Source organism: Streptomyces sp. NPDC039465 (genome assembly GCF_055639315.1).
Map to the genome: position 1 here is coordinate 798,345 of NZ_JBVKAP010000002.1, position 12,317 is coordinate 810,661.

A 12,317-nucleotide genomic window follows, 5' to 3' on the forward strand; every position below is an offset into this window, starting at 1 on the left:
CTACCCCGCTATCCGTACGGTCGTGGTGGCGCCCCAGATCGCGAGGCTGAGGAAGAAGTCGAGGACGTTGACCGCCACGATGGAGGTCCGCACGCCACGGCCGACCGCGACACCGACGCCCGCCGGGCCGCCGCTCGCGTAGTAGCCGTAGTAGCAGTGGACCAGGATGATCACGACGGCGAAGACGATGACCTTGCCGAAGGACCACAGCACGTCGACCGGCGGCAGGTACTGCTGGAAGTAGTGGTCGTACGTCCCGGCGGACTGCCCGTAGTAGCCGGTGGTGATGGTCCGGGCGGCGAGGTAGGAGGAGAGCAGTCCGACCACGTACAGCGGGATCACCGCCACGAAGCCGGCGATCATCCGGGTGGTGACCAGGAACGGCAGCGACGGGACGCCCATCACCTCCAGCGCGTCGGTCTCCTCGCTGATCCGCATCGCGCCGAGCTGGGCGGTGAAGCCCGCGCCGACCGTCGCCGAAAGCGCGAGCCCGGCGACGAGCGGGGCGATCTCGCGGGTGTTGAAGTACGCGGAGAGGAAGGCCACGAAGTTGGAGGTGCCCAGCTGGTTGAGCGCGGCGTACCCCTGGAGGCCGACCTCGGTGCCGGTGAAGAAGGAGAGGAAGGCGATGACGCCGACCGTGCCGCCGACGACCGCCAGGGCGCCGCGGCCGAAGCTCACCTCGGCGAGCAGGCGCAGGACTTCCTTCTTGTAACGGCGCAGGGTGCGACCGGTCCAGGCGAGGGAGCGGCCGTAGAAGACCAGCTGGGCGCCGAGCGCGTCGAGGGAGCGCCCGGCCCGTTCGAGCGGGTTCGGCAGAGTCATCGTCATCCCCTCTGCGGAACGATCTGGAAGTAGACGGCGGTCAGCACGAAGTTCGTCACGAACAGCAACATGAAGGTGATGACCACGGACTGGTTCACGGCGTCGCCGACGCCCTTGGGGCCGCCCTTGGCGGTCAGTCCCTTGTACGAGGCGACGATCGCGGCGATGGCGCCGAAGACCAGCGCCTTCAGTTCGGCCGCCCACAGGTCGGAGAGCTGGGCGAGCGTGGTGAAGGAGGCGAGGTAGGCGCCGGGGGTGCCGTTCTGCATCACCACGTTGAAGAAGTAGCCGCCGGCCACCCCGACCACCGAGACCAGTCCGTTGAGCAGCACCGCCACGAGCATCGTGGCGAGCACCCGGGGGACGACGAGGCGGTGGATCGGGTCGATGCCGAGCACCTGCATGGCGTCGATCTCCTCGCGGATCTTGCGTGCCCCGAGGTCCGCGCAGATCGCGGTGCCGCCTGCCCCGGCGATGAGCAGCGCCGTGACGATCGGGGACGCCTCCCGCAGGACGGCGAGGACGGAGGCGGCGCCGGAGAACGACTGTGCGCCGAGCTGCCGGGTCAGGCTCCCGATCTGCAGGGCGATGACCGCGCCGAAGGGGATGGAGACCAGAGCCGTGGGCAGGATGGTCACGGACGCGACGAACCACGCCTGCTGGATGAACTCCCTCACCTGGAAGGGGCGTCGGGGCAGGGTACGCAGAACGTCCAGGGCCATGGCGAAGAGGCTGCCGCAGTGGCGGAGGGCTCCGGTCGGGGAGAGGCTCATACGTCCGCCGCCTCCCGGATCCGCTGCTCCCGGTCGGCGATCGCCTGCCAGCGGGGCGGGCGGGTGATGCCGGGGCTGGGCAGCAGGCGCGGTGTCATGGCGGGGGCGGGGTGGTCGTCGTCGCCCAGGCCGGCGAGCTCCTGTTCGACCTGGGCGGCGTCCTTCTCCTCGGCCATGCCGATCGGCCCCTGCATCCGGCCGTTCAGGAACTGCCGTACGACCGGCTCGTCGCTGGTGAGCAGTTTCTCGCGCGGTCCGAACATCACCAGTTCGCGCCGGAAGAGCAGCCCGATGTTGTCCGGGACCTGGCGGGCCGAGGCGATGTCGTGGGTGACGATCAGGAAGGTCGCGTCGATCTGCGCGTTCAGGTCCACGATCAGCTGGTTGAGATAGGCCACCCGCACCGGGTCGAGTCCCGAGTCCGGCTCGTCGAACAGGATGATCTCCGGGTCGAGGACCAGCGCCCGTGCCAGGCCCGCCCGCTTGCGCATACCGCCGGATATCTCGCCGGGCAGCTTCTCCTCGGCGCCGATCAGACCGACCATGTCCATCTTCTCCAGGACGATCCGTCTGATCTCGCTCTCGGGCTTGCGAGTGTGCTCGCGCAGCGGGAAGGCGATGTTGTCGTAGAGGTTCATCGACCCGAACAGGGCGCCGTCCTGGAACAGCACACCGAAGAGCTTGCGCACCTCGTACAGGTCGTGCTCGCGGAGCTTGGTGATGTCCTGCCCGGCGATCCGGATCGATCCCCGTTCCGGCTTGAGCAGGCCCACGAGTGTCTTCAGGAAGACCGACTTGCCGGTGCCCGAGGGGCCGAGCATGACGGACACCTCACCGGCGGGCAGCGTCAGGGACACGTCCTGCCAGATGACCTGGTGGCCGAAGGATTTGGTCAACCCTTCCACACAGATCTCGACACCCATCCGGTTCACCCTTCAGCGGAGCGGCTCGTACGTCTGCTCTACGGGGAGGGGCGCCGGGTCCGTCGCGGAGAACCGAAGATTTTTTACGGCAGGTGGGGCGGGAGATCCGGTACGGCGTTCCGTACCGCGTTTCGCACGTCGTCGCGTACTTCGTTCCGTACGGCGCTGGGGTCGGGGGCCGGGAGCGGTGGTGCCGACGCGGCGGGGGCGGCGGGCAGGGACGGCAGTGGGGCCGGCGCCTTCGGCAGGACGCCTTCGACATCGGCTTCCGGCAGGGCCACCTCGGGCACCTTCACCGGCACGGGCAGGCGTGGGGGTGAGGGCGACACACGCGGCGGGAGGACGGTGGGTGACGCGTCAGCGGCCCGGGGTGCTTGCTGTGCCGGGTGTGCCGGACGTACGGAGGGGGTGGTGGCCGGCGCGTCGTCACCGGCGTTCTCCATCCCGGGCTGCGACACGGCAGGGCGGGCGGACCGCGGCGGGTCCGCGTCGTACGCGAACGGGATGACCACCAGGCCCACCACCGCCAGCGTCGCCGCCGAAGTCGCGGCGAGGGCGTGGGCCGGGACTCCCGCCTGCGCCGCCTGGTCCCGCCCGCGGCCGATCAGCCACAGGCCAAGGGCCAGCGTGCCGGCCAGCGAGTTGCGCAGCGTACGCCGGGCCCTGGCGAGCAGGGACTCGACGGCCTGGTAGCTGAGCCCCATCTCCCGGGCGATCTGGTCGACGTCCCGGTCCTCCGCCTTCAGCCGGAGCGCCTCCGCCTGACGGGCGGGCAGCTCCCTGCTCCGGAACGCCACCCACCTGGCCTCCGCCCGGTCGCACACCACCTCCTCGACGGGGACGGGGCCGGGGGCGGCGAGCTTCGGAGCACTGCCGACCTCGGCCTCGCGGCGGACCTGGCGGTGCCGGTCGACGCACAGCCGCATGGTCACCGTGGTCAGCCACGCGCCGAGGCGCTCGTCGTCCAGGTGCGCGTGGAGCGCGCCGCGCACCATCGCCTCCTGGACGGCGTCCTCGGCGTCCTCCGCGCTCATGGACCTGCGGCGCGCCACCTTGAGCAGCTGCTCGCGGTGGCTCCACATACGTTGCCATCGCAGGTCGGCCGCGTCGTCACGGATGTCCGTTGCCATGCCCTGGGACGTTACCGGCGGGTACCCGGTGTTGTGGAGGGGGTGGCGCGCGAGTGAGTCCTAACCGTTGCCGGGAAGCCGCCCGGCGCCCGGAAGAACCCGGTCGACAGGCTCGGTGACCAGGGAAGGCAGGGGCTTGGGCACGGGCGTGGGCATCGGTTTCGGCGTCGGGGCCGGGGGCGCGGTCGGTTCGGGTGACGGTTTCGGTGCCGGTGCCGGTGCGGGCTTGGGGGTCGGCTCGGGCGCCGCGCCGGTACGGGGCCCCGGGCCGCGCCGCTCGGTCCGCCCGGTGCCGGAGGGCGAGGCCGGCCCCGTATCCGTACCGGGATCCGCACCGGAATCCGCACCGCCCAGGTCGGGCACCACGCGGTGGCCGTCCAGGAAGTAGCCGTACCAGGACAGGACGAGACTCAGGTACTCCCGGGACCGGTTGTAGGCGAGGATCGCGCGATCGAGGTCCTCCCGCCGGGAGAGGTCGCGCCCGCCCGCGCACAGGTAGCGGCCCGCCGCGAGCGCCGCGTCATGGACGTTGTGGGGGTCGGCCCTGCCGTCGCCGTTGCCGTCGGCGCCCCACCGGGCCCAGGTGGACGGGATGAACTGCATCGGGCCGACGGCATGGTCGTAGGACGGGTCGCCGTCGTACGCGCCGCCGTCGGAGTCCCGGATCAGGGCGAAGCCCCGGCCGTTCAGCTGCGGTCCGACGACAGGCGTGTACGTCGTACCGGCCGCGTCCACCCTTCCACCCCGCGCCTGGCCCGACTCCACCTGCCCGATCGCGGCGAGCAACTGCCAGCGCAGCGCGCAGCCCGGGGTGGACCGCGCGAGCGCCGCCTCCGCCCGCCGGTACGCGGCGAAGACCGTGGCGGGAAGAGCCCCGCGGCCGCCGTCCGCCACGAAGAGGGCACCGGCAGGGGGCGTACCGACGGGGTTGTGCACCCGCAGCGGGGGCAGCTCGCTCAGATAGTGCCCATCACCCGAAGTGTCCTGATCCGGTGCCGTGCCGGCCTCGGGGCCGGCGGCCCGCGCGGCGAGACCCGGCGCCTGTGACCCGGTCAGCGCCGCCATGGCCGTCGCGGCGACCGTCGCGGCCACCACACCTCTGCGTACTCGCCCTGCAAACCGCCGCGCCATACGCCGGTCCCCCTCCTGCTCGCGTTCGTTTCCACCGACTGCTCTACGGGGGGAGGGGGCGGGTCCGTCGCATCGATCGCGGAATGGGTGGGCTCAGGTGTCGAGGTCGCGCTCGCGGGTTTCTGGGAGGGCGAGGACGCAGATCAGGGACAGCGCGGCCATGGCCGAGACGTACCAGCCGACGGCCGAGGAGCCGAAGGCTTCTTTCGCCCGCGCGCGCCGCCTGTCCGGCGCGGTCATCGCCATCGCCGGTGCGATCGGCGGGCTCGGCGGCACCGCCATCAACGTCGCCTTCAAGCTCTCGTACACCGACGGGTCCGGCTCCGGCACCCCCGCCTTCCTCGCCTTTCTCGCGTACTACATGCTCTGCATAGCACTGATCAGGACCGTCTACCTGCGCCGCACGGCCGCGCACGACAAGAACGCCGCAGGCGTCGTCAGGGAAAACACCCATGTCTGAATTGCCCCCTCCCATACCGGAGGCCGACACCCACTGCCCGTACTGCGCGCTGCAATGCGGTACGCGGCTGAGCGGTGACCGGGACGTCGGCGTGAAAGTACGGCCGGCCGACTTCCCGGTGAACCGCGGCCGGCTGTGCCAGAAGGGCTGGACCGCCCCCGATGTCCTCACCGTCACCGACCGGCTGACCCGGCCGCTGGTGCGCCGCCCGGACGGCCGGCTCGCCGAGGCCTCCTGGGACAGCGCGCTGGACACGGTGGCCGAGGGCCTGCGCACGATCCGCGACCGGCACGGTCCCGATGCGGTGGCGGTGTTCGGTGGCGGCGGCCTGACCAACGAGAAGGCCTACATGCTGGGCAAGTTCGCCCGCGTCGCGCTGGGCACCAGCCAGATCGACTACAACGGCCGCTTCTGCATGTCGTCCGCCGCCGCGGCGGGCAACGCCGCCTTCGGCCTGGACCGAGGCCTGCCCTTCCCCGTCACCGACCTCGGGGGAGCGCAGACCGTCCTGCTGGCCGGCGCGAACGTCGCCGAGACCATGCCGCCCCTGATGCAGCACCTGGAGCAGGCCGCGCTGATCGTCATGGACCCGCGTCGCACGGCGACGGCCCAGCGCGCGGCCCTGCACCTCCAGCCCGCTCCCGGCACCGATCTCGCGCTCGTCCTCGGCCTGCTGCACATCGCCGTCGTGGACGGGCTGCTCGACCAGGACTACATCCGTGAGCGCACCCGCGGCTTCGACGCCGCGGCGCGCCGGGCCATGGCCTGGTGGCCCGAGCGGGTCGAGGAGATCACCGGCGTTCCGGCGGGCGCGCAGCGCGAAGCCGTGACGATGCTCGCCGAGGCGCGGAGCGCGTACGTCCTGACCGGGCGCGGGGTCGAGCAGCACAGCAAGGGCACGGACACCGTGGCGGGGTTCGTCAACCTCGCCCTCGCCCTCGGCCTGCCTGGACGTGCCGGCAGCGGGTACGGGTGCCTGACCGGGCAGGGCAACGGGCAGGGAGGCCGGGAACACGGGCAGAAGGCCGACCAGCTGCCGGGCTACCGGTCTCTCACCGATCCGGCGGCCCGCGCCCATGTCGCCGACGTGTGGGGCGTGGCGCCGGGGGACCTGCCGGGCCCTGGCCGCAGCGCCTATGAACTCCTGGACGCCCTGGGCGGCGAGGACGGGCCGCGGGGCCTTCTGGTGTTCGGCTCCAACCCGGTCGTCTCGGCCCCGCACGCCTCCCGCGTCGCCGAGCGGCTTGCCTCCCTCGATCTGCTGGTGGTGGCCGACTTCGTGCCCTCCGAGACGGCCCGTATGGCCGACGTGGTGCTGCCGGTCACGCAGTGGGCCGAGGAGGAAGGCACCCTGACCAGCCTCGAAGGCCGTGTCCTACGCCGCCGCTCGCTGCTGCCGCCCCCCGCGGGGGTGCGCAGTGATCTTCGGATCGTGCACGACCTCGCGGTGCGGCTGGGCGAGCCGGCGAGCCGCTACCCCACCGCGCCGCGGGCCGTGTTCGAGGAACTGCGCGCCGCGTCCCGGGGCGGGAAGGCCGACTACTCCGGTATCTCCTACGAGCGGCTGGACGCCGGGGAGGTCCTGCACTGGCCCTGCCCGGATTCCCGGGAGCCGCATCAGGGCACGCCGAGGCTCTTCCTCGACCGGTTCGCGCACCCCGACGGCAGGGCACGCTTCACCGAGGTGGATCATCGGGGGCCGGCGGAGGACATCAGCTCCGCGTACCCCCTCTGCGCCACGACGGGCCGGGTCCTGGCGCACTACCAGTCCGGGGCGCAGACCCGCCGTGTCGCGGAGTTGAACGAGGCCGTTCCCGAGGCGTTCGTCGAGGTCCATCCCGACACCGCGGCCCGGTCCGGCCTGGTGGACCGGGGGCTTGCGCTGGTCGCCTCTTCGCGCGGGTCCATGACGGCCCGGGTCCGGGTGGACGCGACGATGCGCCTGGACACCGTGTTCGTCCCCTTCCACTTTCCTGGCGTGGGCCGGGCCAATTTGTTCACCCACCCGGCTCTGGATCCGCGCAGCGGCATGCCCGAATTCAAGGTGTGCGCCGTACGGATCGCCCCCGTTCGAGGAGTGACGCCGTGAGTCATGTCCTCATCGTCGGCAACGGCCCGGCGGCCCACCGGCTCGCGGAACGCCTGCGCCACCACGGCCACGACGGAACGCTCACCATCCTGGGGGCCGATCCGCGGCCCGCGCACCACCGGCCGCTGCTGCCCTCCGTGGTCGCCGGCCTGCTCGCCCCCGAGGCGACACACCTGCCGTCCCTGCCCGGTGCCCGGGTGCACCTGGGGACCGTCGTGACCGGCATCGACAGGGAACGGCGCCGGGTGCGGGCCCAGGTGGACGGGGAAGAGGTCGTCCACCCGTACGACACCCTGGTCCTGGCGACGGGGGCCCGCCCCCTGATACCCGGTGTTCCCGGCGTCACCGGCTCCGACGGGAGCCTGGCCCCGGGCGTGACGACCTTGCGTACCGCGGCCGACTGCGGCCGGATCACCGGGGAGCACGTCGTGGTGCTCGGCGGAGGGCCGCTGGGCGTGGAGACGGCGGGCGCGCTGGCCGCCCGTGGCACGGCCACCACCCTCGTCTGCGCCGACCCGCACCCGATGTACGACCGGCTCGGCGAGACCTGCGGCGGCATGCTCACCGAGCGGCTGGCGCAGGCAGGGGTGAGCGTGCTCGGCGGCAGCACCGCCGTGCGCCGCACACCGGGCCGGCTGCGTCTGGACGGCGGGACCACGCTCCGCGCGGACACGCTCGTCCTGTGCACCGGCGCCGCCCCCGACACCCGGCTCGCCAAAGCCGCCGGGCTGGCCGTCCGTGACGGGATCGTGGTCGACGGCCAGCTGCGCACCAGCGACCCCCGGATCCACGCGATGGGTGACTGCGCCGAACACGACGGCCGGACCATGGCGGGCATCACCGCCGCCTGGCAGCAGGCCGACACCCTCGCCGAGATCCTCACCGGCCGGACCGCGGCCTACCAGCCCGTCCCGCCCGCTCTGCGCCTGCGCACCCAGGTGGCGGACGTGTCCTGCATCGGCGCGCCGGCCGATCTCGAACAGCCCGGCAGCCGGCTGGTCACGCTCACCGACCGCGCCAACCTGCGGTACGCGCGGCTCGCGCTGCGCGACGAACGCGTCGTATCCGCCGTGCTGTTCGGCCTTCCACAGGCCATCGCCACGATCGGTCTCCTCCACCGGCGCGGGCAGCGGCTCCCCTCCGACCGGCTGGGTCTGCTCCTTGGACTGCCGCCACGGCCCGCGTCCGACAGCGCCGAGGCCGGCGAGGACGCGCTGATCTGCCTCTGCAACAACGTCACGGAACGGGCCCTGGCCCGGGCGTGGCAGGCGGGCTCCCGCACGGTCACGGCTCTCGCGACGGCGACGCGGGCCACGACCGGCTGCGGCGGCTGCAGCCGGACGGTGAAGGGGCTCTGCGGCTCGTGGGCGCACGAGACCGGGAACGTACTGGAGGAAGCCCTGTGACCCGCACACTCGTCGTCCTCGGACACGGCATGGTCGGCCACCGGCTCGTCGACCGGCTGAGGGCCCTGGACACCGGGGCCGCCTGGCGCATCGTCATCCTGGCCGAGGAGGCCGTCCCGGCCTACGACCGCGTCGGCCTGTCCTCGTACCTCGACGGCAAGAGCCGGGGCGACCTCATCCTCGCCGGAGAGGACGTGCTCAGCGACCCCCGGGTGGAGCTCCGGCTGTCCTGCCCCGTGGCATCCGTCGACCGGGCGGCCCGTACGGTCCGGACCGCCGCGGGTGAGCGGATCCCGTACGACGCCCTGGTGCTGGCCACCGGCTCCCGCCCGTTCGTCCCGCCGGTGCCCGGGCGCGACCTGACCGGCTGCTTCGTCTACCGCACCTTCGACGACCTCGACGCGATCCGCGCCGCCGCGCGCCCCGGCCGCCCGGGCGTCGTGGTCGGCGGCGGGCTCCTCGGCCTGGAGGCGGCCCACGCCCTGCGACTGCTGGGCATGCGCCCCCACATCGTGGAAACCGCGCCCCACCTGATGCCGGCCCAACTCGACGCGGGTGCGGCGCGCGTGCTGCACCAGCACGTCGCCGGCCTCGGTGTGCGCGTGCACTGCGCCACCGCCACCGCGTCGGTCGACGCCGACCCCGACGGTACGGTCCGTGCGGTCACCCTCTCCGACGGCACGGCCGTGGAGGCCGACCTGGTGGTCTTCGCGGCGGGGATCCGCCCGCGGGACGAACTGGCCGCCCCCATGGGCCTGGAGCGCGGCGAACGCGGCGGCATCCTCGTCGATCGCCACTGCCGTACGTCCGACGAGCAGGTGTGGGCGATCGGCGAGTGCGCAGCGGTAGAGGGTCGCTGCTACGGCCTGGTCGCGCCGGGGTACCGCATGGCCGACGGAGTGGCACGCCAACTGCTGGGACAGGACACCGAACCCTTCGAGGGCGCGGACGCCACCTCGACCACGCTGAAGCTCCTCGGCGTGAACGTCGCCACCTTCGGCACCACCCGCCCCGAGGACGGCCAGGCCCTCGAAGTCGTCTTCGCCGAGGACGACACCCGCTACGCCAAGGTCCTGCTGCGACCGGACACCGGCGCGCTCCTGGGCGGCATCCTCGCCGGAGACACGGGCTCGCCGCTACCCCTTGGGTCCTTCGTCGGCCGCCTGCCGCCCGCCGATCTGGAACAGATCCTCCTCCCCTGACCCGGGGTCACCTTCCGCATGCCACGACAAAGGAACGTTGTTTTGCAGACGATCGCCTTCATCGGCCTGGGCACCATGGGCAGCCCCATGGCGGTGAACCTCGCCGTCGCCGGTTTCACCGTGCGCGGCTGGAACCGCACGGCCGGCAGGAGTGGCCCCCTGCTGGCGGCGGGCGGGCAGAGCGCGGCGACGATTGGAGAAGCGGTCCGCGACGCCGACGTGGTCATCACCATGCTTCCGGACTCTCCCCAGGTGGAGGAAGTCGCCTACGGCCCGGACGGAATCCTGGCGGCCGCCCGGCCCGGGACGCTGCTGATCGACATGTCCACCATCGCGCCACAGGCCTCGATCGCGTTGGCCCGCAAGGCCGCCGAGCGGGACGTCCGTGTCCTGGACGCGCCCGTCGCGGGCGGTGAGACCGGTGCGATCGAAGGGATCCTGTCGATCATGGTCGGCGGAGAGGCCGCAGACTTCGAGGAGGCCAGGCCGGTCTTCGAAGCGCTCGGCAAGACCGTCGTGCACTGCGGACCCCACGGCGTCGGCCAGACGGTGAAGGCCGCCAACCAGCTCATCGTCGCGGTCAACATCCAGGCATGCGCGGAAGCCGTGGTCTTCCTGGAGAAGTCTGGTGTGAACCTCGAAGCCGCCCTCGACGTCCTGGGCGGCGGTCTCGCCGGTTCCCACGTCCTCACCCGCAAGAAGACCAACTTCCTGGAACGCGACTACACGCCCAGCTTCCGGATGGACCTCCACCACAAGGACATGGGCATCGTCACCGCCACCGCCCGCACCCTCGACGCCGCCATCCCCCTCGGCACCGCCGCCGCCCAGCTCATCGCCTCCGCCGTGGCCCGCGGTGACGGGGACCTCGACCACTCCGCCATGCTCCGCACCGTGGAACTCCTCAGCGGACACGGTCGGCGGTAGGGAGTCGCCCTAGCTACTTCTGAGTACTCACGCCGTCATGTAGCGTCCGGAGCCACTTGATCCGTTTCCATGACGCTGCCCGATGAGGACTCATGCTCGCCAATGTCGACGTGCCGATCGCCGCTTCCCTGGGACAAGGGTTCCGTGAGGGCCCCACCGACGGATCGGCACGCCGCATATCGGACAGAGGCGCGCTGGTCCCGTGAGATTCCGGATCAATCGCTCAGGTCGCGCCTCCGCGCACCCGTCCGCGGCGGACCAGGCCCCCATACCCGCCCCGGCGCCGTACGCCACGGAGCCGCAGGCCGCCGAGCCGCCTCTGTCGGCCCATGAGATGGAGCTCATACGGGCCTCCGTCTCGGTGGTCGCGCCCGTCGCCACGGACATGACGGTCTATTTCTACGCGATCCTCTTCGCCCGCTACCCCGAGGTCCGGCCGATGTTCCCGCCGGGCATGGACGCCCAGCACGACCGCCTGCTGCGCGCGCTGCTGCGCATCGTGGACCTGGTCGACGATCCGGAGAACCTGGTCCGCTTCTGCGGACATCTCGGGCGCGACCACCGCAAGTTCGGCACGCTCAAGGAGCATTTCCCGGCCGTGGGCGAGTGCCTCCTGGCTTCCCTCGCCCGTTACGCCGGCCCCGCGTGGACCGCGGACATCGCCGCCGCCTGGACCAAGGCGTACGGCACGGTCGCCCAGGTCATGATCAGCGCCGCCGAAGAGGACGAGGCGATACGGCCCGCCGTCTGGCCCGCCACGGTCGTGCACCGCGTCTCGCGCGGCCATGGCATCGCCGAGATCACCGTCCGCCCCCACACGCGCTACGAGTACGCCGCCGGGCAGTACGTGAGCATCGAGACGCCCTGGTGGCCGAAGCAGTGGCGCTACTACTCCCCCGCCAACGCGCCCCGTGAGGACGGCACGCTCACCTTCCACGTACGGGCGGTGCCCGGCGGCGCGGTCAGCGGCGTGCTGGTGCACCGGGCGGCCGTGGGCGACGTGATCCAGCTGGGGCCCCCGATGGGGGACATGGTCCTGGACGCCGCCGTCCACCGCGACCTGCTCTGCGTGGCCGGCGGCACCGGCCTCGCCCCCATCCGCGCGCTGGTCGAAGAGGTCGCCCGCCGCGGCGAGCGCCACCAGGTCGACCTGTTCCTCGGCGCCCGGACCGGCGCCGAGCTGTACGGCGTCGACGACATGCTCCGGATGGCCCAGCGGTACCACTGGCTGACCATCAGGGGCGCGGTGTCCGACGAGTACATCGCCGGCATCAGGGGATCCCTGCCGGAGGTGCTGACCGAGTACGGGCCGTGGTACCAGCACGACGTCTATCTCAGCGGCCCGATCCCGATGGTCGTCTCCGCCAAGGAAACCCTCACGCGGGGCGGCACTTTGCCCGATCGTATCCATCACGACCCGTACGAGACCCCCGTCCTGTCCATCCCCTGAG

11 protein-coding genes are annotated in these 12,317 nt (G+C 72.2%); 6 read left to right on the forward strand and 5 right to left on the reverse strand.

Annotated elements, in window-relative coordinates; all coding sequences use genetic code 11:
• From ACZ7LT_RS09915 to ACZ7LT_RS09935, 5 genes are all read right to left on the reverse strand, one after another.
• Positions 1 to 825: an MlaE family ABC transporter permease gene (locus tag ACZ7LT_RS09915; RefSeq protein WP_471235483.1), complete on the reverse strand. Its 825-nt coding sequence runs from the start codon at positions 823 to 825 to the stop codon at positions 1 to 3.
• Positions 826 to 827: 2 nt separating this feature from the next.
• Complete coding sequence (locus tag ACZ7LT_RS09920) at positions 828 to 1,598, reverse strand: MlaE family ABC transporter permease (protein WP_471235484.1); 771 nt, start codon at positions 1,596 to 1,598, stop codon at positions 828 to 830.
• Positions 1,595 to 2,521: an ABC transporter ATP-binding protein gene (locus tag ACZ7LT_RS09925; protein WP_471235485.1), complete on the reverse strand. Its 927-nt coding sequence runs from the start codon at positions 2,519 to 2,521 to the stop codon at positions 1,595 to 1,597. The genes ACZ7LT_RS09920 and ACZ7LT_RS09925 overlap by 4 nt, the downstream gene beginning before the upstream one ends.
• A gap of 83 nt (positions 2,522 to 2,604) precedes the next feature.
• On the reverse strand, positions 2,605 to 3,651 hold the full coding sequence (locus ACZ7LT_RS09930; protein ID WP_471235486.1) for an RNA polymerase sigma factor: 1,047 nt from the start codon (positions 3,649 to 3,651) through the stop codon (positions 2,605 to 2,607).
• A 60-nt stretch (positions 3,652 to 3,711) separates the two neighbouring features.
• The gene (locus ACZ7LT_RS09935) at positions 3,712 to 4,743 is read right to left on the reverse strand and encodes a lytic transglycosylase domain-containing protein (RefSeq protein ID WP_471235487.1); all 1,032 of its coding nucleotides are present in this window, start codon (positions 4,741 to 4,743) and stop codon (positions 3,712 to 3,714) included.
• Positions 4,744 to 4,942: 199 nt separating this feature from the next.
• On the opposite strand from ACZ7LT_RS09935, the gene ACZ7LT_RS09940 reads away from it, so the two are divergent.
• From ACZ7LT_RS09940 to ACZ7LT_RS09965, 6 genes are all read left to right on the forward strand, one after another.
• Complete coding sequence (locus tag ACZ7LT_RS09940) at positions 4,943 to 5,242, forward strand: hypothetical protein (protein ID WP_471235488.1); 300 nt, start codon at positions 4,943 to 4,945, stop codon at positions 5,240 to 5,242.
• The gene (locus ACZ7LT_RS09945; RefSeq protein ID WP_471235489.1) at positions 5,235 to 7,331 is read left to right on the forward strand and encodes a molybdopterin oxidoreductase family protein; all 2,097 of its coding nucleotides are present in this window, start codon (positions 5,235 to 5,237) and stop codon (positions 7,329 to 7,331) included. The genes ACZ7LT_RS09940 and ACZ7LT_RS09945 overlap by 8 nt, the downstream gene beginning before the upstream one ends.
• Entirely contained in the window at positions 7,328 to 8,737 is a 1,410-nt protein-coding gene (locus ACZ7LT_RS09950; protein WP_471235490.1) for an NAD(P)/FAD-dependent oxidoreductase, read from the forward strand. Before ACZ7LT_RS09945 ends, ACZ7LT_RS09950 begins: the two co-directional genes overlap by 4 nt.
• Complete coding sequence (locus ACZ7LT_RS09955; protein WP_471235491.1) at positions 8,734 to 9,939, forward strand: NAD(P)/FAD-dependent oxidoreductase; 1,206 nt, start codon at positions 8,734 to 8,736, stop codon at positions 9,937 to 9,939. Before ACZ7LT_RS09950 ends, ACZ7LT_RS09955 begins: the two co-directional genes overlap by 4 nt.
• Before the next feature lie 75 nt (positions 9,940 to 10,014).
• Positions 10,015 to 10,866, forward strand: coding sequence for a 2-hydroxy-3-oxopropionate reductase (locus tag ACZ7LT_RS09960; protein ID WP_471235620.1), 852 nt, complete (start codon positions 10,015 to 10,017; stop codon positions 10,864 to 10,866).
• Positions 10,867 to 11,068: 202 nt separating this feature from the next.
• Complete coding sequence (locus tag ACZ7LT_RS09965; protein WP_471235492.1) at positions 11,069 to 12,316, forward strand: globin domain-containing protein; 1,248 nt, start codon at positions 11,069 to 11,071, stop codon at positions 12,314 to 12,316.
• Position 12,317: the final 1 nt, after the last annotated feature.